General features: G+C 48.0%; 23 protein-coding genes and 1 pseudogene. 19 read left to right on the top strand and 5 right to left on the bottom strand.

What is annotated here, in order from left to right; all coding sequences use genetic code 11:
* Nucleotides 1-330: 330 nt before the first annotated feature.
* Complete coding sequence (locus WC647_02940; protein MFA6221251.1) at nucleotides 331-930, top strand: NAD(P)H-dependent oxidoreductase; 600 nt, start codon at nucleotides 331-333, stop codon at nucleotides 928-930.
* Nucleotides 931-953: 23 nt separating this feature from the next.
* Nucleotides 954-1769, top strand: coding sequence for a methyltransferase domain-containing protein (locus tag WC647_02935; protein ID MFA6221250.1), 816 nt, complete (start codon nucleotides 954-956; stop codon nucleotides 1767-1769).
* Nucleotides 1770-2555: 786 nt separating this feature from the next.
* Here WC647_02935 and WC647_02930 read toward each other — a convergent pair.
* Nucleotides 2556-2798, bottom strand: coding sequence for an NAD(P)-binding domain-containing protein (locus tag WC647_02930; GenBank protein ID MFA6221249.1), 243 nt, complete (start codon nucleotides 2796-2798; stop codon nucleotides 2556-2558).
* A gap of 145 nt (nucleotides 2799-2943) precedes the next feature.
* Here WC647_02930 and WC647_02925 point away from each other — a divergent pair, with 145 nt between their 5' ends.
* The 4 genes from WC647_02925 to WC647_02910 all read left to right on the top strand — a co-directional run bounded on the left by WC647_02925 (nucleotide 2944) and on the right by WC647_02910 (nucleotide 5177).
* Nucleotides 2944-3213, top strand: a complete 270-nt coding sequence (locus WC647_02925; protein MFA6221248.1) for a hypothetical protein — start codon at nucleotides 2944-2946, stop codon at nucleotides 3211-3213.
* Nucleotides 3214-3375: 162 nt separating this feature from the next.
* A complete protein-coding gene (locus tag WC647_02920) occupies nucleotides 3376-3564 on the top strand; it encodes a hypothetical protein (protein MFA6221247.1) in 189 nt (62 codons plus the stop codon).
* Between the two features lie 203 nt (nucleotides 3565-3767).
* Nucleotides 3768-4184 carry a YidB family protein gene (locus WC647_02915; protein ID MFA6221246.1) on the top strand — a complete coding sequence of 139 codons (417 nt, stop codon included), beginning with the start codon at nucleotides 3768-3770 and terminating at the stop codon, nucleotides 4182-4184.
* 294 nt (nucleotides 4185-4478) lie between these two features.
* Entirely contained in the window at nucleotides 4479-5177 is a 699-nt protein-coding gene (locus WC647_02910) for a lipid-binding SYLF domain-containing protein (GenBank protein MFA6221245.1), read from the top strand.
* A gap of 117 nt (nucleotides 5178-5294) precedes the next feature.
* Here WC647_02910 and WC647_02905 read toward each other — a convergent pair whose 3' ends face one another.
* Nucleotides 5295-5525, bottom strand: a complete 231-nt coding sequence (locus WC647_02905) for a hypothetical protein (GenBank protein MFA6221244.1) — start codon at nucleotides 5523-5525, stop codon at nucleotides 5295-5297.
* A 701-nt stretch (nucleotides 5526-6226) separates the two neighbouring features.
* On the opposite strand from WC647_02905, the gene WC647_02900 reads away from it, so the two are divergent.
* Both WC647_02900 and WC647_02895 read left to right on the top strand, forming a co-directional pair.
* Entirely contained in the window at nucleotides 6227-7525 is a 1299-nt protein-coding gene (locus WC647_02900; GenBank protein ID MFA6221243.1) for an ATP-binding protein, read from the top strand.
* A 79-nt stretch (nucleotides 7526-7604) separates the two neighbouring features.
* A pseudogene (locus WC647_02895) lies at nucleotides 7605-7772 on the top strand (transposase).
* A 74-nt stretch (nucleotides 7773-7846) separates the two neighbouring features.
* On the opposite strand, the gene WC647_02890 reads toward WC647_02895, so the two are convergent.
* The 3 genes from WC647_02890 to WC647_02880 all read right to left on the bottom strand — a co-directional run bounded on the left by WC647_02890 (nucleotide 7847) and on the right by WC647_02880 (nucleotide 10205).
* Entirely contained in the window at nucleotides 7847-8152 is a 306-nt protein-coding gene (locus WC647_02890) for an AF1514 family protein (protein ID MFA6221242.1), read from the bottom strand.
* Nucleotides 8153-8525: 373 nt separating this feature from the next.
* Nucleotides 8526-9452: a cation diffusion facilitator family transporter gene (locus WC647_02885; protein MFA6221241.1), complete on the bottom strand. Its 927-nt coding sequence runs from the start codon at nucleotides 9450-9452 to the stop codon at nucleotides 8526-8528.
* Between the two features lie 183 nt (nucleotides 9453-9635).
* A complete protein-coding gene (locus WC647_02880) occupies nucleotides 9636-10205 on the bottom strand; it encodes a flavin reductase family protein (GenBank protein ID MFA6221240.1) in 570 nt (189 codons plus the stop codon).
* 443 nt (nucleotides 10206-10648) lie between these two features.
* On the opposite strand from WC647_02880, the gene WC647_02875 reads away from it, so the two are divergent.
* From WC647_02875 to WC647_02825, 11 genes are all read left to right on the top strand, one after another.
* Nucleotides 10649-12586, top strand: coding sequence for an ATP-binding protein (locus WC647_02875; GenBank protein MFA6221239.1), 1938 nt, complete (start codon nucleotides 10649-10651; stop codon nucleotides 12584-12586).
* Nucleotides 12587-12607: 21 nt separating this feature from the next.
* Complete coding sequence (locus WC647_02870) at nucleotides 12608-13051, top strand: response regulator (GenBank protein MFA6221238.1); 444 nt, start codon at nucleotides 12608-12610, stop codon at nucleotides 13049-13051.
* 10 nt (nucleotides 13052-13061) lie between these two features.
* Nucleotides 13062-15608, top strand: coding sequence for a sigma 54-interacting transcriptional regulator (locus WC647_02865; GenBank protein ID MFA6221237.1), 2547 nt, complete (start codon nucleotides 13062-13064; stop codon nucleotides 15606-15608).
* A gap of 265 nt (nucleotides 15609-15873) precedes the next feature.
* Nucleotides 15874-16176: a hypothetical protein gene (locus WC647_02860; protein ID MFA6221236.1), complete on the top strand. Its 303-nt coding sequence runs from the start codon at nucleotides 15874-15876 to the stop codon at nucleotides 16174-16176.
* A gap of 411 nt (nucleotides 16177-16587) precedes the next feature.
* A complete protein-coding gene (locus tag WC647_02855; GenBank protein ID MFA6221235.1) occupies nucleotides 16588-16788 on the top strand; it encodes a hypothetical protein in 201 nt (66 codons plus the stop codon).
* Between the two features lie 22 nt (nucleotides 16789-16810).
* Entirely contained in the window at nucleotides 16811-17449 is a 639-nt protein-coding gene (locus WC647_02850) for a hypothetical protein (GenBank protein ID MFA6221234.1), read from the top strand.
* 173 nt (nucleotides 17450-17622) lie between these two features.
* A complete protein-coding gene (locus WC647_02845) occupies nucleotides 17623-18921 on the top strand; it encodes a divalent metal cation transporter (GenBank protein ID MFA6221233.1) in 1299 nt (432 codons plus the stop codon).
* Nucleotides 18922-19065: 144 nt separating this feature from the next.
* The gene (locus WC647_02840; protein ID MFA6221232.1) at nucleotides 19066-19686 is read left to right on the top strand and encodes a superoxide dismutase; all 621 of its coding nucleotides are present in this window, start codon (nucleotides 19066-19068) and stop codon (nucleotides 19684-19686) included.
* Complete coding sequence (locus WC647_02835) at nucleotides 19686-19934, top strand: alpha/beta hydrolase (GenBank protein ID MFA6221231.1); 249 nt, start codon at nucleotides 19686-19688, stop codon at nucleotides 19932-19934. The genes WC647_02840 and WC647_02835 overlap by 1 nt, the downstream gene beginning before the upstream one ends.
* Before the next feature lie 760 nt (nucleotides 19935-20694).
* The gene (locus tag WC647_02830) at nucleotides 20695-21078 is read left to right on the top strand and encodes a PRC-barrel domain-containing protein (protein MFA6221230.1); all 384 of its coding nucleotides are present in this window, start codon (nucleotides 20695-20697) and stop codon (nucleotides 21076-21078) included.
* Nucleotides 21079-21309: 231 nt separating this feature from the next.
* The coding region (locus WC647_02825) for a CsbD family protein (GenBank protein MFA6221229.1) at nucleotides 21310-21437 on the top strand (128 nt) is incomplete at its 3' end.

Genomic DNA, 21437 nt, shown 5'->3' with positions numbered 1-21437 from the left:
ATTAACAACTCCGGAGAAATCCGGCTTGAAGATAATTTGGCAGGAGTGTAAGAGCTTCAAATTCTTTAATACTCCGCAACTTCCATTCGTCGAATTCTGCTTTACCCGCTGGCTCAACGGCGGGTTTAGCTTTTTATGAGATAAACTGAGTTTCGGTCCGATCAAGAGAAACCTGCCCCAAAACTAATTCTTGCTACAATCTCCCCTTGACACCCCATAAGCCTGTGCCTTAAATAGCCGAAACTCATATTCTCAAAGTGACATAACTCTCAAATCTTAGTTGTGATTCTATGGCATGTTCTTTTGTTGCTAAAGGAGTTGAGGTAGCAAATGAATATACTCGTCATTCTTGGTCATCCAGACCCGGACAGTTTCAACCACGCCATAGCCTCCACCGTGTGCGAAACCTCATTAAACAACGGACATCGTGTGCTATTTCATGATCTGTACGCCGAGGGATTTGATCCACTCCTCACCAGGGCGGAAATCCCGGAACAGGGGTTGGTCCCCGAGAATATACAGCGTCATTGTGAACAGTTGCGGTCTTCTGACGGCATAGTCATTGTCCACCCTAATTGGTGGGGTCAACCGCCGGCCATTCTGAAGGGATGGATCGACAGGGTCATTAGACCGGGCATAGCCTACAGGTTTGAAGACGGCGATACTGGAGACGGAGTCCCCATCGGGCTGCTCAAAGCCAAAACGGCTTTGGTTCTGAACACGTCTAACACCCCGGATGAACGAGAGCAATCAGCCTTCAGTGATCCCCTGGAGTCACTGTGGAAACGTTGCATTTTCGGGTTATGCGGTGTCCATATCTTCCACCGCAGAATGTTCAATGTCATCGTCACGAGCACTCATGCCGAGCGACAGGCATGGCTCAATGAGACTCGGTTACTGGTTACGCGACTCTTTCCCAAAAAATCATGACAATTGCATGCGCACGGAGAACCATGAAGATCTCATACGTTCACGGTTACGACCCCAGAGAAAACATACGCCTTCAGGACCAGGCTTCCACCTTGGTTGAATTGCTCCATTCCGACACTGCATATCCGACCGGAAGCAGCATACTTGAAGCCGGTTGTGGCATCGGCGCTCAGACTGTTACCCTAGCTCGGAATAGCCCCAATGGGCTTATTACTTCTGTGGATATATCTGAAGCCTCAATAACCGAAGCCAGGAGAAAAGTAGCAGAGGCGGGATTCACCAACGTCCAATTCCAACAGGCGGATATCTTCAATTTACACTTTAGGCCGGAATCTTTCGACCACATCTTCGTTTGTTTCGTTTTAGAGCATTTGTCTCGACCGCTTGATGCGCTAAATTCCTTAAAAGTCATTCTCAAGCCTGGCGGTACAATTACGGTCATTGAAGGTGATCACGGTTCCGCTTTTTTTTACCCGGACAGCCCTTCTGCCCGTAAGGCAATTCAATGTCAGGTAGAACTACAGAAGAGATCAGGCGGTAACGCCATGGTTGGAAGGGAATTATATCCGCTTTTACAACAAGCTGGCTTTCGTTCGATTCGAGTTTCGCCACGAATGGTTTACGTTGATTCTAGCAAACCTGAATTTGTTGAAGGTTTCACAAAAAAGACTTTTACGGCTATGATCGAAGGTGTTCGTGAATCTGCAATTGAAGCGGGGCTGATAGACCAACATGTCTTTGAGGAAGGGATTAGGGACCTTTACAGAACAACGGAGGTGGATGGTGTATTTTGTTATACTTTTTTCAAGGCTTTAGGAGAGAAGCCTCACTTGCGTTAGCGTTCTTCGCCAGGGCTTTTTTTCTTAAAACGGCCACCATCCACGAGTTTCTCTTTAATAAGTTTGCTCAAACGCTTGATTCGGTACTCCTCTCTGAATGCCGCCGACTTGCTCAATATGTGCAGATGAAGGCTATGCTGTGCCCGATTTTGACGGAGGCGCTGGGTCAATGCAATCAGGCTTGGCATAGCTCGTCTGTGACGTCGCTTTTGTGCCGTTACTCATCTTAGCGTCAACATTATTTTTTTGTTCGCGAGAAATAGGTCCTATCAAGGTAATGCTACTAGTGTTCATCGAATTCTAAAAGAGAGGCTCAAAAAGAAACAAATATCATCTCTTTTAATTATTTGCGGCTATCCTAAGTCAAAGCTGGACGTCTTCTCAGTGACGTAATGAAAACCCGAAGATAGAGCGTTACACATAAAAATGACTACATTACGATTAGAAAGACCTATAGGAAAACAATGGGTGACATCATGATATATGGTTGTGTCTTTTGTAATAAGGTTTGGTGTAGTAGGGACAAATATGAAACATTAGATGTCCAAAATTTAGATATAGAAAACAGAACTGATATAAGCCACGGAATTTGTCCAGAATGTTTTCAGCGACAAAAAGAAGATAAAGTGCATGATCATCAGAGAAACAAAGGTTATGATGAATGTTATAACAGGCACGAGGATTGTGAAAACGCTTCTTGTATGTTTAGGCCTACGTGCGGCGAGAAAGCATTGAAAGAGTGGCGGGCTGATATAGTGGTCTTAGGGAGTTGATCAAGTGATTCGTTCATATAGGGGAACCTTCCAGGGCTCCTCTATAACGGTCGCCTCCTGTAATGTAGAATGGCCTTTTATTCTCTACGGCGTCTTCAGGACGCGGACAGTACATGGCGCCTTTGGATATGAGTCTTTCGAGCGGATCTGGGCGTCGATTGTGAACGAGGACTTCGTAACCCTGTTCAAATAAGTATTTTACCATTGGCTGCGCCAATTGGCCAACGCCTGTGAATCCCAATTTCTTCCCTTGCATTGCGACCTCCTTCAACGCCAATACATAAAGACAATGAGATCTGCCTCAAAAAAATGTTCCGCCTGGGAGATTGTCTGTGTGTGGAAGGGAGATAATTGTGGCTAGAAACGGACCAACTGTGAAATAACATAAAGGAGGATGAGGTATGGATGACAAAATCAATGGAATTGTGGCCCGTCTCTTTAAAGGAATCCTTACCGACGACAAAGCAATGGACGAAGGATTAGAAAAACTTTTTCAAAAGTTATCCCAGGAGGACGCGGAAAAGGTTGACGACATTTTTTCTAGGGAAGGGTCATTAGCTCTTTACGGATTCCAGAATTTTGACGATTTTTTAACTGCTCTAGGTAGGGGTGAACAAAAAGCGAAAGACGCAATGATTGAGATTATCGGCACACTTAAAAGGACTAGTTAACCAGAAGGAGAAATCCCCGGTCAGAGGTAAACTGACCAGCGACTCAGATTTTGAAAGGCCTAGAAACCTATGAATATCAAAATTATTTTGGGTTTTCCTTCAATTGCTTTTTGCTACATCATTATCCTACCACTAATAATATCTCATTCATCGGACGGCTTAATGAAAGTTAGACGTTTAACAGGTTTTTTCATAGCTATGATTTTTGTCCTGACAACTGTAGCCGTCTTCGCCGCCGGGGATAGCTACTTTGTAATCAAGACCAAAGAAGAAGCGGTAAAAGCAAAGGGAAAGGAATGCGCTAAAGCATCTAATCAGCCAAGTAAACCTATCAGCCCACCTGGAAGATAGGCGCTGGTTTTCTACCTACATTCCGGAATTATTTTTCAGGCCCTGGCAGTTTGTGCTAGGACTTTTCCTGTATTTGAACCGAATTCTTACCGTCGCGCCACGCGTAACCTACAGAGATTGTTCGAACACGGCCATCATGGACGGGTACTGAGTTCACAGAAGATTTCGGAATTGTCCAGGAAAAAATCCCACGGAGGTTCAATATGGAGTTCTTTGAGGAAGCTGCAGATGAACTCCTGAAAAATGTCTTTTCAGGTCAAGATACCCAGAGTGGCATGTTGGAAAGCATTATGGGCATCCTCAACAGTTCCGAGTCCGGCGGCGCTGAAGGACTCTTAAACATTTTCAAAGAGAACGGGCTTGGCGAGGTAATGTCTTCATGGATTGGTAAAGGAGAAAACCTTCCGATTTCTCCTGAACAAATCCAGCAGGTCCTGGGAAGAGATCAAGTTCAGCGGATCGCGGAAAAGCTGGGGGTTTCGCTGGAAGAGGCATCGAGCGGCCTGGCCGAGATGTTACCCCAGATTGTGGACAAACTAACGCCTGAAGGCTCCCTACCAATCCAGGACTTGCTTCACCAGGGTTTGGGATTGATTGCGGACAAACTTTTCGGCAAGTGACTTAGGCGAACTTCTCCACCAAGAGTTTGCCGTGAGATAGTCTAACGGTTTTCGTCTCCCATAGCGCCTTGCGTGCCTCGGCATCGGAGCCGCCAGGATTCAGCGGATTCGCTGATTGTTTGGCGTCACAAACGGCAGTGGCTCGGTGTAAATTCCGTTCACTATGTTCCCTATGAGGTGTCGATTTCTCAATATGGTTTAGCAGGTTCAGGTGATTGGATTATGATCAATATTGTTTTCATTGTGACACTCTTGGTGTAAACACTAAAACCGTTTCTTGCAAAGGAGGATTAGATGAAGAAAAAAACCGTCCTGCAAATCCTGTTTCTATTGTTTATGGTGGGAAATATTAGCCAGAGGATATCCCATGCCGAAAATTTAGAGCTTGAAAATAGATTGACTGATACAAAGAAGGTCATAACTGAGATGCTCCAGGCTCCCGATGGGGGGATCCCTCATGATTTGCTCAAACGTAGCAAAGCCATAATTATATTTCCGTCAGTTATCAAAGCGGGTATGGGGATAGGTGGGCAATATGGAAAAGGTGTGGCCTTACGTCGTGACCCTGCGAACCGGAAATGGGGCTTTCCTGCGTTTGTCACTCTTTATGGTGGGAGTTTCGGTTGGCAACTGGGTGTGCAATCGACCGAATTGGTTCTGTTGGTTATGAGTGATGTTAATCTAAAAAATTTGTTTAAGGACAAGTTTACAATCGGGGTAGACGCATCGGTGGCAGCAGGTCCTGTTGGCCGACAAGCGTCCGCAGACACCGATATTTCATTATCCACCGGGATTTTATCATATTCCCGAGCCTCAGGTCTTTTTGCAGGCTTGACTATACAGGGAGGGGTCTTAGAGGCGGATTGGGAGGCCAATGAAGCTTATTATGGTTCACATGTTTCAATTATTGATATATTTTCCCACAAAAAGGGACACCTCTCTCCCGCGGCTGTAAAACTTATTGAAACTCTTAATAGACACCTGTCAAAATGAAATACCAGGCGTCCGGAAATTTCATTAATATAAGTTGAAATGCTTTGAATAACGGATACAAACAAATGGGATAAATTTATTCATAAAGGCTTTGAACCGGCAGTTCCCAAACAGATTCTAAGTGAATTCTTCCTCGACCGCTGTTAGAATCCCCGTTCCAGCCAGCAGGCCCCTTCGGTTTTTTTCCTTCGTGAATCTTCCAAAATTCTCGGTGTAGTAATGCAAAGGCCCCAACAGAGCAACAAGAGCTAATAGAGAACTCTTTTCCCAACTCCTGAAGGAATCGACTTCAACATTCGTTTTCAGAAGGGCGTCGGCTGCGATTATAAGTTGTTTGATGCGTTTCATCTGCAATACCTTCTTTCTCCATCAGGATTTTCTCTTACCGCTTAGTAGTGACAGTGAAACACTAAATATGTTACTATGATTTATAAACATGTTATATTAACAAATTAATATCTGATCTAAATATATTTAGATTACTACCGGATATATTGGGAATTATATCATGGTGGTCATGACGGATTGAGACCGTTAAGCTACCTCACAATCTTCCAATCTCCAGAATCACTATACGATTTAACCATTACAGATAGGCATTGGAAGGCTCCACGATATATGACATAATCGGAAAAAAAGAAGTTAAAGCTTATTCTATGATAAAATTGAAGAAAGTGTTTCTAAGGAATCAATCCAAGGTACATTCTCCAGCCCTGTTTTAACGACTTTTTATCTAGCCCGCTCAGGAGTTATACACAATGAGTAAGAAAGACACATGGTGAACGGTGCGGCCCATCAGCAGGTATAATGTTGATAACTTATACTCTATAAAATTTGCTTAGCTTAGCTAGTGGATTACATTGTTAGATATAAAAAGGCCCTGATTGGACAAGGTTCCAAATATGAATAGCGAACCCGAACAGGTGTCCACTCCGCCAGAGGGAGAAATCTATCCCCGTAAAGCTGTAGATATTTCGTCACGTTACTGCTCGAGATGACATCCAGAGCATATGTCATTTTGACTGAAGCGTTTATGAGGATATAAACTCATGGCAGACAAAATTGACCTGGATGAGAATGCTAGAAGCGAAAGCGCTCTGAGGCATGTTGCGGCGGAGAAACTTGGCAAGCGTGAGGGTGCGCCTTCGGGACTCAAAGGTCAAACCCCTGAAGCGATCATCCACGAACTCCAGGCCCACCAGATCGAACTGGAGACGCAGAATGAGGAACTGAAAAGAATCCAGCGCGCATTGGAAGAGTCCAAGGACAAATATGAGGATCTCTATGATTTTGCTCCCGTAGGATACTTTACCTTAAATCACAAGGGGATCATCAGAGAGGTCAACCTGACCGGCGCCTCCCTGCTCCGGGTTTTTCGTTCCAAATTAATTAATCGCGGTTTTGGACGTTTTGTTGCGTCTGAGTGCTTAGACCGTTGGTATCAGCATATTATTAGCGTGCTTGGGCATGAAGAGAGGCAGACTTGCGATCTGAAACTCATTCGGGAAGATGGTTCGACGTTTTATGCCAGTTTTGAAAGTATCCGAATGCATGCGCCTGCCGAACTGCAAGAGGACAAAAGCGTTACCCACGTGATCCGTATGGCGGTCAGCGACATCACCGAGCGCAAGCAGATAGAAGAAGTTCTTAAACAAAGAACTGAGGAACTTGAACGGAGCAACAAGGACCTGGAGCAGTTTGCTTATGTTGCGGCCCACGACCTGCGGGAGCCTCTGGTGGCAGTCGCTGCATACCTCAAGGTTCTAGAAAGACTTTCTAAGAACCCCCTTGAGGATGTGGCGCGGACGTGTATCGCAAAGGCGCTAAATTTGGCTCTACGAATGGACTCGATGCTCCAGGGCTTGCTCGCATACTCACGACTAACACTTACCCCGATTTCTTATGAGATGACAGATTGCAACACTTGCCTTGCAGACGCCATTTCAAATCTGGGGTTGTCAATCAAGAAAAGAGGAGCAGTTGTAACAAGCGATACTCTTCCAACTCTTAAGATCGACGCCTCTCAATTGGCTACAATCTTTCAGAATCTTGTTGGCAACGCGATCAAATACGGCGAAACAGGGCCTCTTAGAGTTCACGTCGGCTTTATCTCCAGAGAGTCTTATTATCAATTCTCGGTCAGCGATAACGGTATTGGAATTGAGCCTCCGTATTTGGACCGTATCTTCAATCTGTTTGAAAGGGTAAAGGACTTGTCTGGTCCCATGGGAACCGGCATCGGTCTCTCGACATGCAGGAAAATAGTGGAACGTTATGGGGGACGCATATGGGTGGACTCGAAGGTTGGAAAAGGGTCGACTTTCTATTTTACACTCCCGAACTCTTAGGCTCATTCCGGATCTATCTTCCAACCGGATTTCTCCGGATCCGATTTTTAAAACACCCCTGAATTATGAAAGTTCCAAGTACACGACCAATGCCATAGAATCATTGAACATGACGCTTAGGAAAGTGACTAAAAACTGAGGCTCTTTCCCCAATGACGAGGCCATGTTCAAGCTTCTCTACTTGGCCTTGATTAACATCGCAAAGAAATGGACTATGCCGATAAAGGACTGGTTACCAAACTTTTGAAACCACGTACCCCATTTACACAAAATTCTTTACAGGTCCACGTGGGACTCATATTGTTTCGTGGTCGGGGTATGCTATTCCCAACCCGTTTTGTACACGAACACGTAATCCAGGTCGTTGACGTCCACGGAAATGTCAGCCCCGCGCGAATCAGCGTAGACCAGCCAACTAGGTTTAGTGTCGCCGCAGCAGATTACGTCAGGCGAAAATGTCCCTTTTTTCCTGTCGAACCACGCTAGCAGCATCGGGTCCGACGACAGTTCTTTAGCCTTTTGGTCGGCCAAGGACTTGGCGCTGGGGAAATCCGCAGGTCTATCATCTATCCGTACACTGACGGGATTAGTTAGCATGTCCCGAGTTATGTACTTGCAATCCACCATGGGAACCTCCTGGTGTCTAACCTTGAAACCTCTTGATAGGAGCGCCTAATAAAAAATACTGGATTCATTTTAACTCTGCGTCCCAGTTAATCACGAAATCACCGATGTCAATCGATTGTAGACTTATAGATGTAAACTGGAGAGTCCGGGTCAGAGTAATCTCGCGGAACCTATCCGAACAAGGTCTAAGAACAAATTGTGTCATAACTGATGACGCTTTTCCACGGTTACTTCGTAAAAAACAAAACGCAACTTTTGTAACTATTAACGTGAAAGATTTTTTGGGAATGACGCCTATCACTCGTCATGTGTCCGGAATGACGAGCAAACAAGACTGAATCACATGCTTAACAGTTTGTATGCCGATACCGAGTTATCCCTGGCGGGAATCCTTTGTTCGCCATGTCTCTACTTCGACAAATATGCGCTGAACCTGTGGGTAGGCCAGTTTAATCAACCCATCTAATCGGGCCACGGCGACCTCAACCTCCGTCGCCAGGATGGGGTCCACAAAATCGACGCTGACATTCACGAGAACAAAATCGGGTCCCATGTGCATGGTCAGTATTTCATTAACTTGTTTGATTTCTTTGCACGAATCGGCAATTTCACGTATTCCTTGAACGACCTCTTCATTGGCGCTTTCTCCAATCAAAAGGCTCTTCGTCTCGGAAGCTAGCAAAATGGCCGTTCCGCCAAGTATCAGCCCGATGACGATTGCGGCCGAACTATCAAAGTAGGGGCTTCCAGTAACTTGGCTGAGAAGGATCCCCAGAAAGGCAACTGCAAGACCCAAAATTGCAGCCGAATCTTCTAAAAGCACGATATAAATGGATGGATCTTTTCCTCTATGAACGGCCTGGAAGTAGCCCCACTTGCCTTTTAATTTTGAGAATTCCCTCAAAGCGATGTACCAGCTAGTTCCTTCGAATATCGTGGCGAGGCCTATAACCCCATAGTTGACGTAGGAACTCTTTACATCCGCAGGGGTAATGAGATGATCAATTCCCTTGAAAATCGAAAGACCCGCGCCACCTGCAAAGAGTAAAATAGCAACGACAAAACTCCAGAAGTAAATCTCCTTGCCATGGCCGAAAGGGTATTCTTTATCGGCTGGCATTTTTGACCGCCGTAATCCATACAGCAGTAGAAATTGGTTACCCGTATCGACAACAGAATGGATCGCTTCCGAGAACATGGCTGGACTGCCGGTCATGAGGGCCGCAATAAACTTGGTTATTGCGATGAGACAATTTCCGGCCAGGGCGGAATAGATAACTTTTAAGGAAGACGCAGCCATGCGCTGGAACTCCGTCGAATATTTCTCTTTAATCGCTCACTGGCTTGCCAATTGGCCACTTCACTCTCCGGCAAGAGCCGGAAAAAACACTGGTTTCTCGGAATTATGCGGCGGTCGCTCCATTTCGGGGAACTTCGAGTCGGTTCATAACCGATCTCGAGCCCCCACACTCTGTTGGAAAGGCTATTTAAGGTTCCTTCCTATCGAGAACGCTTTGCCAAGATGCTCACCAACGCCGTAATAACCTCGGGAAGAATCAGGCGCCCACATGAACGGCTTAATCTTCTCGATCTCAGGGCCATTTTGTCCCACAACCGCCTCGTCTGCCTGTATGTCCAGAATTTCACCTATGAATTGTGTGTGTATACCAATCCTGTGGTGATGGATGACCTTACACTCCAGTTCCAATGGAAATTCGGCAACATATGGAGCATTCACGACGTCGCTTTTCAACGGTGTAAGTCCAGTCGCCAAGAATTTATCGGTATCCGTCCCCGACAATATCCCGATGAAATCAGCCTGCTTCACGTAATTCTCCGAGGGAATGTTTACCGTGAAGGCTTTCTGCTCCATGAGATTGCCGTAAGTGTAGGTTGCCTCTCGAACTGATATTGAGACGCAGGGTGGAGAGGAGCAGCAAATCCCACCCCAAGCGACGGTCATCACATTGGGCTTCCCAGCCTTGTCATAAGTACCCACTATCAAGACAGGGGTAGGGTAGAGAAGTGTTTTCGCTCCTATAGACTTTTTCACGACATTCCTCCTGATCGTACGGCCACACGTATGCCGGATTAAGTGATACCCGATGAATGGTTCTGCCTTCAACCTGTTTAGCTGAGCACAAAGCGTGAGAAATTTCAAATGGAATCATTGTCGTGACAGACCCTTCCCCCTGCATCGGGGGTGCTCCATAATGGGGCGAAACGAAACTCTTGCCGACAAAAAGACGTAGTCAGGTAGCGTTGGGAGGGATGAACCATCACTGGGGATGGAAAGGACAGGGTTATTACCATACGAGACACACATTTTTGGAACCTGTTGTCATCATTATATTTCCTCCAGCCTAATGGATGCGAATTGATCAAGCGACAGAATTTGATGCGCTTTTTCACCCCGATTGATATAATATGAGGAAAACTTGCCAATACGAAGAAATGTCCGCTCACGTAGTTCAGTCTTGATGCAAGGGAGCCACAATGCGCAGTCATCAGACTTCAGAGTCCGGAAAGGGGTTCCAGTCCAGAGGACTCAGCCTGCGTTCAAAGCTGGCGCTCGAGTTCGGGGCGGTTATCGTTGGGATTATGGCGCTAGTGATTGTCGTATCGACGTTAGGTATCCCCTTCACAAGATACACCGGCACTCTCGGCGAAGAACAGTCCTCGGTCCTGAAAACTCTCGGTCTCGTTGCGGATTTGAAGAAAGAACTCTTCGAGCTTTGGTTAGGGGGCCGCAAGGATGATGTCACGGTATTCTCAGAATCTATTAACATTTCAACTTTACTGAATGACTTTTTGACTCTGATTCGGCGGGGCTCTTCTGATGGGAAACCAAACGCCAAATTTTGGGCCCAGTTGACCGAAGAACCTAGCTATGAACTTCTTGTTCTCCGTTTCGACCAGATTATTGCTGGCTACAAGGCGTATCAAAAAATACAGATAGCTGATGCGAGCACGGGGATGATTGTAGTCTCCAGTGACGACAAAAGTCGGGGGCTCAACGTTTCGGGTTACTCCTCTTTCGATGAGGCCCTTAAGTCCCCACGAGAAGTGGCAGTCGACATTCAGTTGGACCCCACTACAACACACCCTCACCTTATCGTCTCCCGAGCCGTCTTTGGGCCTCCACCCAAAGATACCGCGACAGACACCCCATTGGGCGTCGCTATGTTCTACATCGACACCGAATCTTACCTCAAGCCTCTGCTTTACGCTGGTACAGGCATGGGAGGAACAGATGACATAGCGCTGGTCAACCGGGATGCAACTATCCTCATGTCACTTAGGTTCCCCTTGCCCGACGGAACCATTCCCAAGCCCCTTGAATATAAGATTCATGCTCTACCTGCGACGATGGCCGCTCGAGGAGAGGAAGGCTTGATCATCGCCGATGACTATCGTGGCGTACCAGTGCTGTCAGCTTATCGGCAAGTCTCGGTAGGGCCCAACCAAAGCTGGGGATTGGTGGTAAAACGTGACCAGGCGGAAGTGTTCGGTCCGCTGTGGAACGGTGTATTGTATACGTGTCTAGTGGCTTTTTTGGGGCTGATGGTCGGGGCCTTACTCCTAGTGCTCACGGCAAACAGGATATCAAGACCGATACAGGCGTTGAGTCTTACCGCACGTGAGGTAGAAACCGGTAACTTTGCAGTCAGGGCGCCAGTGAAGACCTCGGACGAAATCGGCGCTCTTGCCGCAACATTCAACTCTATGTTGGAGCGAATTCAGAAATGGGGCGACGAGATCGAGAGAACCAACAAAGAACTGGAGGCGTTCAGTTATTCCGTGTCTCACGACCTGCGTGCGCCATTGCGTGGGATTGACGGCTTCAGTCAGGCCCTCCTGGAGGACTATTACGAGAAGGTTGATGAAACAGGTCGGGATTACCTGACGAGAGTGAGGGCCGCCACGCAGCATATGGGCCATCTGATTGACGATCTGTTGAAGCTGTCCCGACTTGCGAAGACTGAGATGCGTCAAGAACCGGTATCGTTGAGTGGTATCATTACCGAAATCATTGAATCACTCAAAAACAACGAGCCTGATCGTTTCGTTGAATGTGAGGTTGAAGAAGGAATCATCGTAAACGGGGACCAATATCTGTTAGAAATAGCGATGGAAAACCTCGTAAACAACGCATGGAAATTTACCGGAAAAACAGAGCGGCCAAGAATCCAATTTGGAATGAATCAGAAGGATGGTCTCAATGTTTACTATATCAAGGATAACGGTGTCGGGTTTGATATGGCATATTCCGGAAAACTTTTCGGAGCGTTCCAGCGTCTTCATTCATCAGAAGAATTCTCGGGAACCGGTATTGGTCTGGTTACGGTCCAGCGGATCATTCACCGTCATGGGGGACGGATCTGGGCAGAGGCCGAACCCAACAAGGGCGCTACATTCTTTTTTACAATCTAATTCCAATTAGGGTGGAATCACATGAAAGATAAAATCATCCTTTTAGTCGAAGACAGTCCTGATGACATCACTCTTACTTTGCGTTCCCTCAGGAAGAACAATATCCTCAATGAGGTGGTCGTTGCGAAGGATGGGGTGGAGGCCCTTGATTATCTGTTCGGCACTGGAATATATGCGGGCCGTGACACCTCCGTGACACCTGTTGTGACCCTCCTGGACCTGAAACTCCCCAAAATTGACGGACTTGAGGTTCTTAAACGAGTACGTGGTAATGAAAGGACGAAACTTATTCCGATTGTCATTCTAACCTCGTCAAAACAAGAAAGCGATCTCATCAACGGTTACAGCCTGGGAGCCAACAGCTACATCCGAAAACCGGTTGACTTTGAACAGTTCAACGAAGCCATCCGGCAACTGGGTTTGTACTGGATTTTGTTAAACGAATCGCCTCCTTTAGTGAAGTAAGGATGGAGACATGAGCGCCATTCCCTTGCGTGTGTTGATTGTGGAGGATTCTCCTGATGATACGACGCTGCTCGTCCGGATTCTCCGCAAAGGCGGTTTTGAAACATCCTTCGAGAGAGTTGAAACGGAAGACGCAATGCGTTCGGCCCTTGCTGAGAAGCCATGGGATCTTGTTCTGTCTGATTACAAGATGCCTTCCTTTGATGGTCTCCATGCCCTTGCAGTCCTGAAGGAAAGCGGTCTGGATATCCCCTTGATCCTCGTATCTGGAGCGATTGGCGAGGAGATAGCCGTGGAAGCGATGAAGGCCGGGGCATGTGACTACGTCATGAAAGCTAACCTACCTCGGCTTATTCCCGCGATCGAGCGGGAACTCAAGGATGCTGTTGTCAGAGAGGATAAGAAACAGGCCGAGAGAGCGTTACGAGAGAGTGAAGAGCGTTATCGAACTGTTGCCGATTTCACTTATGACTGGGAGTATTGGGTGGCCTCGGACGGCACGCTGTTATACATTTCACCTTCGTGTGAACGAGTAACAGGTTACTCAGCGCAAGAATTTGTTGATGACCCAAGCTTGTTGGAGAGAATTGTCCATCCGGATGACCTTGACGAGGTGATGAACCATTTTCATGTGGCGAGAGAAGTTAACCATGAAACCTCCCATTCTTTAGATTTCCGAATCATCCATCGAGATGGACACGCCCTCTGGGTCAGCCACGCTTGCCAACCAGTTTACGGGAAAGATGGGCAACCATTTGGCAGGCGGGCATGTAACAGAGACGTCACTGAACGGCGGAAAGCCGAACAGGCGCTAAGAGAGAGCGAACTGAGGCTGAACCTGGTATTGACCGGAGCGGGCCTCGGGTCGTGGGATTACAACCTTGAGACAGGCGGGGCCTTTTACGACCGGGGTTTGGCCAAGATGCTCGGATTCAACTATGATGATATTCAGCCACATATCCTTTGGTTGGAGAATCTAACTCATCCAGACGATTGGTCTCGAGTCATGGAGCTGTTGAATCAGCACATAGAAGGCCGCACACCTTTTTACGAGGCGGAATTTCGACTGAGGCCCAAGTTGGGCGAATGGAAGTGGATCTTGGCCCGTGGTTCAGTCGTCGAATGGGACAAACACGGCAAACCGTTGCGGGTATCGGGAACATATCTTGATATTACCGAACGGAAGAGCGCTGAGGACGCTTTGCGTCTCAGTGAAGAACGTTTCCGGGCAATATTTGACGGTGCCCAGGACATGATTTTCATGATGGATAGTCATCGTAAATACAAGCAAGCCAACCCCGCGATGGCCAAAGTTCTTGGACTTGATGTGTCCGAAATCATTGGACACAAGCCAGAGGAGGTCTATGGCGAAGAAATCGGGAAACAGCTTCGACTGTTGGATCTCCGCGTACTCGGAGGAGAGTCCATCGAAAGAGAACACACTGTCCGCATAAAAGGTGTCTCGTCAATACTGAATACGGTCCTCAGACCGCTTCACAACGCTGAAGGAGAAATTGTCGGCGTATTCGGGATTTCTCGTGATGTGACCGAGCGCTCGAGGGTATCGCCTACCCCCAAAGCAGTTTTTGAAAGCTACCCATCGGAGGCCATGAGGGCGACCATGCGCGAGGCTCGCTCGGCCGCCGCCAGTGACGGTACGGTTCTTCTTCAGGGGGAGAGCGGGAGCGGGAAGGACTATTTGGCGCGCTGGATCCACGACCATTCGAAGCGTGCGTTAGGCCCATACTTTTCGCTGAATTGCGCTGCCATATCAAGAGAATTGGCGGAATCAGAGCTGTTTGGACATGAGCGTGGCGCATTCACTGGAGCGCATAGGCGTAAACGAGGACTCCTGGAGTTGGCGGAAGGAGGTACCCTCCTTCTGAACGAAATAGGAGAACTTCCTCTCTCGTTGCAGTCCAAGCTTCTTACGTTTCTGGACACAAGGTCATTCCTTCGTGTCGGTGGGGAAAAATCCCTCACTGTGAATGCTCGGATCATTTCGGCTACCAACAGGAGCCTCGATAAAGAGGTTGAGGAAGGCCGATTCCTATCCGCGCTTTTCTATAGAATTAACGTTTTCGGGATAACTGTGCCACCCCTTCGTGACAGGATCGAAGACATCCCCGTGCTTTTGGAAGGGATCCTGCCGCGGCTGGCGGTGGAACTTCAACTAACTCGTCTCCCGTATGTCGATCCGGCCTTTGCTATTGCGCTTACGAGGTATGACTGGCCCGGCAACGTCAGGGAGTTGCGGAACGCTCTGGAGCGGGCGTTGATGCTATCCGACGGGCATAGCTTAAGCTTGACGCTCCCTTCTGGTAAAGCAGGTTCTGAGGACTGGTCTCACGTGTCCAGTTTTCCGGCGCAAGAACGCACGCTTCACGACGTGACGGATGAGGTGATCAAATCCCTGATTTTGGAGGCGCTCCGACGTTGCGAAGGCAATAGAAGATCCGCAGCCCGTACGCTTGGTATAGCCCGAGATTCTCTTTATCGGTACATGAAGCGTTTTGGGATCATGAGCGAAAACCAGACTGCGGATCAAGACGATTGACCGGCATTAAGACACCGGGTGAATTCTTAACCCCTTGATAAGACACGCATCAGGAATTCTGTGTTGCGTTTGTCAGACACATTTCTCCGACTCCCGCTTCTCCTGTCAACCCTTCGTTACTCACACCCGGTTTCGTCACAACAGCTAACCATCTAATTGGCCTAATGTTTCTGTACGGAAGTCTCTAATGGGCACGGTTGGCACAAAAAATGCTTAATACGCCGCAAGGGTTAAAGAAATTATTTCTGTATAAATGGGGTCATCAATGTGTTCAGAAAAGCGAATCGACGATTTGATAGAATCAGGTACGCTCCTCGCTCTCCACTCTGATCTTGATCCAAGCGTGTTTAGACGCTGGAGACTACAAGCGTTTGATTGTCTGACTACCTTCCTTGGTCCCGATCATTATTATACGAAACATTTTGAAGATTTTGTCAGACAAGCCCAAAGAATTGACCTTCTTGCGGCATACGGCATACTAACCGCTGTCCAACAACTGTTCGGCGACAATTCAACTTCGGCGTCAATGACAGCAGCCGATTTTGCAAGCAAAGCGGATCGCAATTGAGAGCGAAAACCAGACTGCGGATCAAGACGATTGGCCGGCATTAAGACACCAGGTAAATCCGTAACCCCTTGACAAGACACGCATCAGGAATTTTGTGTTGCGTTTGTCAGACACATTTCTCCTGTCCCGCTTCTCCTGTCAAATCTTCGTAACTCACACCCGGTTTCGTCAAAATAGCTAACCGTCTAATTAGCCAGGTTGTTCTGCAAAGAGTTCTCGAGTCAGCACAGTTGGCACGAAATGTGCTTTAGGTGCGGCAAGGGTTAAACTATCTTCGTTATAATAATCTGAAACGTTTTTGAGTTTTCCGGACCAATCGCAGTAACTGCTGCTACCTCGAAGGTAAAACCAGCGAGGCGCCGTGCTTACGAAGTTTACCCCGTCGAATCTTCTTGATAGAAAGAGGCGCCAATGTCTATCGAACAGCGAATCGACAACTTGATGGTAGCGGGCTGGTACGTGCTCGACTCTGATTTTGATCGGACCGCTTTACAGCATTGGAGGGTGCAAGCGTTTCATTGCATTGAAGCCATGCTTGGCCCCGATCATGTTACCACCAAAGATTTTGAAAATCTCGTCTCGTTTGGTTCTTGGGCTCAATTCACTGAATAACGGGGACCGAGGCAACAACACAATGAAGACTAAAACCAAACTCTTTGGCTCGCTTTTGTTAGTTGCGACAATCACCATCATGCCGGGTATTGTTCGATCACAGGACTTGTCGATACCAGTTGATGACACGGCTTATCAGTTAATCGAGCAGATACAGGACTTGGAATTGATGGGGCGTGATATACAAAGGTGCTATGAGGCGGAGAAACGAACAGCGATGATAGCGTCTTTGTCGCGACAATCATTGACAGATTCGCAATTAAATAGCGAGCTAATGAATCGAGTCTTTAGTCATCTCGTTGGAACCAGCGAATATGAAAGGTTTCTCAAGGTGTACCGGGCGCTTATTAGGAGCCCTGGTTATAAACAACTCTATTCGGCAAATCTGTGCTCCGAATACATGCGTTTAATAGAATCTGTGCGGACAAGATTGACGACTCAATTGAAAGAACGGCTAAGAAGTTTAGCAAAAGAAAGTTCCACTCAGCTTTCCGCTAATAGCGGATTCTCTGAATCCGATCCAATGAACATTGTCGTTCGCCAAGACCCCGGGAGCGCGAAAATGGCTCAAAGCGAAGGAGAAAGCCTGACAATAGAAGAACCACAAGTAATCCTAACTGGCCACGGAAAAGGAAAAGACCTCAGGAATTACGGGCCCTAGCTAATTTTGGACAGAACTGCTTGGAATTAGCGGAAAAGTAAGAATTTGATCCGAGACTGGCGAGCCGAGCCTCAGCAACAAGAGAGGCTGAAGCAAAAGCAGACTGAAAAGGTGAAGGGAAAGGTTGAGGAAAACGTCGAAGGAACCAAGGCCTAAAGGGAAAAAGTCAAGCATTGAAAAACTCTAATATCGAAAAACAAGCTGAATCCAAGCATCACTCGACAAACAGAGTGCGACGGTTCTTCGCCAATCTTGGTCCCGGCTTAATTACCGGCGCCGCCGATGACGACCCTTCAGGCATCGCGACTTATTCGGTGGCCGGGGCGTCCTTAGGCTATATGACCTTATGGACGGCGCTCTTGTCGTTCCCGCTGATGGCTGCCGTACAGTTGATGTGTGCGCGTCTTGGTATGGTGACGGGGCGCGGGCTGGCAGGCGTAGTGCGACTTTATTATCCGCGTTGGGTGTTGTGGTCCGCGTGTGCGATCTTGATTGTGGCTAACGTTTTCAACATCGCCGCCGACCTCGGAGGCATGGCTGAAGTGACCGAAATGATGACGGGAATTGAATCGTACTACTGGACCCCAGTTTATACCATACTGATCATCTTACTGCTTTTTTTTTCATCATACCGTCATATCGCTCGCATCTTCAAATGGCTGACGCTTGTTCTCTTCGCTTATATTGCGGCAGGCTTCCTCGCCGGACCAGACTGGTACTCTGTCTTAAGCGCGACATTTGTGCCCCGCGGCGAATGGTCGAGTACGTTTTTTGCGACCTTTGTTGGCATACTTGGAACGACCATCTCGCCCTATCTTTTCTTCTGGCAAGCATCGCAAGAAGTTGAAGACGACCGGGCGCAAGGGAAACGCACAGTTAAACAGCGTGAAGGTGCGACCCTCAAGGAATTGAGAGTAGCTCGAACGGATGTTTTCACGGGGATGTTTTTTTCTAACCTCGTAATGTATTTCATCATCCTGACTACTGCGGCGACGTTGCACGCACATGGGCAAACCAACGTACAAACAGCGCGGGATGCGGCGGAAGCATTGCGCCCTTTAGCCGGAAATGGAGCTTACCTGTTGTTCTCAGTTGGTTTAATCGGGACAGGGATACTTGGTGTCCCCGTCCTCGCAGGCTCGGCTGCTTATGCAGTGACGGAAGCAGCGGGTTGGCGCGGAACATTGGAAGACCAACCACCATTATCAGGCAAGTTTTACGCATTGATCGCAGTAGCGATGCTGTTAGGTTTGGCGCTGGATTTTGTAGGACTCAATGCGGTGAAGATGCTCTTTTATTCGGCAGTGCTCAATGGGGTGTTGGCACCGCCCTTGATTGTCTTAGTAGCGCTGCTTACGAGCAAATCCGAAATAATGGGCATTCGAGTCAGTTCGCGCCCGCTGCGTTATTTCGGATGGGCAACGGCAGCAATTATGACTGCCGCGTCTATAGCGATGTTTGTAACCATGTAACAGTTGATAATAATAGCGATACTGCCTAACAATCTTATGCAGCGGAGGCTCCGAAGCTAATTTCTCATGATTCCCTGAGTGCTCCGCGGCGGCTCTGCTGATGAGAGGTGTTCGGCCCTTACGTCACTACATAGGAGGAAAAAGATGAGCAATAGCAAGATTGAAAGCGCAACGCAGCATGTCCTACCGTCTCTGCCCTACGCGGATAACGCTCTGGAACCCGTAATCTCCGCAAATACGATTGGTTTCCACTACGGGAAGCATCACAAGGGTTATGTCGATAACCTGAACAAGCTGATAGCAGGAACTGAGTTTGCGGACCTACCGTTGGAGAAAATAATTATCGAGACAGCCGGCAAAGCTGACAAGACAGCGATCTTCAATAATGCGGCGCAAGCATGGAACCACACGTTTTACTGGCGCAGCCTAAGACCGAAGGGTGGTGGCGATCCACCCGCCGTGTTGAAGGAAAAGATCGAGGCTTCCTTCGGCGCCTTGGATGCATGCAAGAAGGAGTTGGCGACTGCGGCAATGGCCCAGTTCGGCAGCGGCTGGGTGTGGCTCGCGCTGGATGGTGACAAGCTCAAGGTGGTCAAGACCGGCAATGCGGATGTGCCGATGACCACTGGCATGAAACCATTATTGACCATCGACGTGTGGGAACACGCCTACTATTTGGATTACCAGAACCGGCGCGCGGACTATGTCAACGCAGTGCTGGATAAACTGATTAATTGGGATTTCGCGGCAAAGAACCTTGGCTGATGGCGCCAAACAGGCCTGGATCGAAGGTCAGCCAAGGCGTCCGAGACGCGTTTTGGTTTCAGGGCATGCAGGGCGGTCTCAAGAGCGAACTCGACTGCATCAAGGCGTTTTCCGAGACGGACTTCACCGAGGATCTCAAGAAGTTCGACGTGCCAACCTTAATCATCCACGGCGACGACGATCAGATCGTGCCGATCGGCGCGCCTCGGCGCACGCCTCGTCCAAACTCGTCAAGAACGCGACACTGAAGGTCTACCCGGGTGGCTCGCACGGTCTGGCCGACACGCACAAAGACGAACTCAATGCCGACCTGCTCGCCTTTCTCAGGGCATAAGGGAGCCCCCCGTCAATCAGCAGCGGCAGCGATGAAGAAAGTAGAAATGGTAATCGAACCACTTTGTCTAGTGTGGCGTTCCAAAAATTGATGGTACTATTTATGAATGGAAACGCCGCATTATCTGAAGGTAACAATGTCCAACCAACGTGGGGAACGCTACACTAGATGTTTTTCGGCGCTGCCGCGGCAATAGAAGATGCGCTACCCGTACGCTTGGCATAGCCCGTGACTCACTTTATAGATACATGAAGCGTTTCGTGATTGAGAGCGAAAAACGGACCGTAGACCAAGACGATTGATCGACATTAAGACACCTATAGAACTGTTAACCCCTTGATAAAACATACATCAGTAACTTTGTGGTCCGTTATTAGGACATTCACCCCCTTTCTTGCCGACCTTTGGCATCTCGCCCCCACGCTCATCACCGTAGCTAACTAACTAACATCAAAGCCTTTATTTAAGTTTTCATTCATTTGTGCATAGTTGGCACGTAAAATGCTTACATATGGGGCAAGGGTTATAAAGAATCACTATTCGATAATCTGAATCGCTTTTTGGATCTGTGGACCAGGTGTAGCAACTGCAGCCGTTTCCGATGGCGTCCAGTCGTCCCAGCCATAGAGATATCAGCAACGCCTATGTAAACACGAGAAAGAGGAGAAGGAAAAATGATGGAAATTAAGGTACCCATGAGAGTGAGTGAGATGCTGAAAACTACCGTGGAGAATCGTCCTGGGGAAAAACTTGGCACAATACAGGATTTCATGGTGGACGTGGATGGGCGCTTAAAATACGCCATCCTGTCTCACGGAGGTTTCCTGGGAATAGGTGACGTGTTGATTCCGATTCCGTTTGACGCTCTGATGACGGGCGATAAAAAGGGAACAGCGGTTCTCGATATTGACAAGCAGACCTTGGAAAAGGCCCTCAATTTTGAGAGCAAGACATGGCCCGACTTCACCGCGGCCGAATGGAATGAAAAAGTCGATAGATACTTTGCGGCCTATACGGCTGGCGTAACTCAGCAGCAACCTGTGGTTGCTAATGTTTAGAGCTGTCTGTCCCCCGCTGACATCTAAAAAAGGGGTCAGGGATGTTTGCCTAACAACTACAACTATTTGCCGATTTGATTGCAGCAGTCTGGGGTGGCCTTGAACCTGATTTTGATTCGCAACTCGGGGGCGGAGCGAATACCCTCAAAACTAATCTCAGACGGCGGCGTGGAGTACATGAAACAGGAAAAACCTGGCGAATTAACGCCACAACAACAAGGAGGATGAACCGTGAACTGGGATCAGATTGAGGGAAATTGGAAGCAACTGCAAGGCAAGTTCAGAGAGAAGTGGGGCAAACTCACGGACAACGATCTGGAAGTCGTTGCCGGGAAGCGAGATCATTTACTTGGTAAGTT

The sequence above is a fragment of the Desulfomonilaceae bacterium genome (genome assembly GCA_041662605.1).
Lineage (GTDB): Bacteria > Desulfobacterota > Desulfomonilia > Desulfomonilales > Desulfomonilaceae > CAJBEZ01.
This window is presented reverse-complemented; position numbering and strand designations above follow the sequence as displayed.

Excerpts from the sequence above, each read along its gene's own strand:
- WC647_02940 (MFA6221251.1), top strand. The coding sequence starts at position 331 with ATGAATATACTCGTCATTCTTGGTCATCCAGACCCGGACAGTTTCAAC.
- WC647_02935 (MFA6221250.1), top strand. The coding sequence starts at position 954 with ATGAAGATCTCATACGTTCACGGTTACGACCCCAGAGAAAACATACGC.
- WC647_02930 (MFA6221249.1), bottom strand. The coding sequence starts at position 2,798 with ATGCAAGGGAAGAAATTGGGATTCACAGGCGTTGGCCAATTGGCGCAG.
- WC647_02925 (MFA6221248.1), top strand. The coding sequence starts at position 2,944 with ATGGATGACAAAATCAATGGAATTGTGGCCCGTCTCTTTAAAGGAATC.
- WC647_02920 (MFA6221247.1), top strand. The coding sequence starts at position 3,376 with ATGAAAGTTAGACGTTTAACAGGTTTTTTCATAGCTATGATTTTTGTC.
- WC647_02915 (MFA6221246.1), top strand. The coding sequence starts at position 3,768 with ATGGAGTTCTTTGAGGAAGCTGCAGATGAACTCCTGAAAAATGTCTTT.
- WC647_02910 (MFA6221245.1), top strand. The coding sequence starts at position 4,479 with ATGAAGAAAAAAACCGTCCTGCAAATCCTGTTTCTATTGTTTATGGTG.
- WC647_02905 (MFA6221244.1), bottom strand. The coding sequence starts at position 5,525 with ATGAAACGCATCAAACAACTTATAATCGCAGCCGACGCCCTTCTGAAA.
- WC647_02900 (MFA6221243.1), top strand. The coding sequence starts at position 6,227 with ATGGCAGACAAAATTGACCTGGATGAGAATGCTAGAAGCGAAAGCGCT.
- WC647_02890 (MFA6221242.1), bottom strand. The coding sequence starts at position 8,152 with ATGGTGGATTGCAAGTACATAACTCGGGACATGCTAACTAATCCCGTC.
- WC647_02885 (MFA6221241.1), bottom strand. The coding sequence starts at position 9,452 with ATGGCTGCGTCTTCCTTAAAAGTTATCTATTCCGCCCTGGCCGGAAAT.
- WC647_02875 (MFA6221239.1), top strand. The coding sequence starts at position 10,649 with ATGCGCAGTCATCAGACTTCAGAGTCCGGAAAGGGGTTCCAGTCCAGA.
- WC647_02870 (MFA6221238.1), top strand. The coding sequence starts at position 12,608 with ATGAAAGATAAAATCATCCTTTTAGTCGAAGACAGTCCTGATGACATC.
- WC647_02865 (MFA6221237.1), top strand. The coding sequence starts at position 13,062 with ATGAGCGCCATTCCCTTGCGTGTGTTGATTGTGGAGGATTCTCCTGAT.
- WC647_02860 (MFA6221236.1), top strand. The coding sequence starts at position 15,874 with ATGTGTTCAGAAAAGCGAATCGACGATTTGATAGAATCAGGTACGCTC.
- WC647_02855 (MFA6221235.1), top strand. The coding sequence starts at position 16,588 with ATGTCTATCGAACAGCGAATCGACAACTTGATGGTAGCGGGCTGGTAC.
- WC647_02850 (MFA6221234.1), top strand. The coding sequence starts at position 16,811 with ATGAAGACTAAAACCAAACTCTTTGGCTCGCTTTTGTTAGTTGCGACA.
- WC647_02840 (MFA6221232.1), top strand. The coding sequence starts at position 19,066 with ATGAGCAATAGCAAGATTGAAAGCGCAACGCAGCATGTCCTACCGTCT.
- WC647_02835 (MFA6221231.1), top strand. The coding sequence starts at position 19,686 with ATGGCGCCAAACAGGCCTGGATCGAAGGTCAGCCAAGGCGTCCGAGAC.
- WC647_02830 (MFA6221230.1), top strand. The coding sequence starts at position 20,695 with ATGATGGAAATTAAGGTACCCATGAGAGTGAGTGAGATGCTGAAAACT.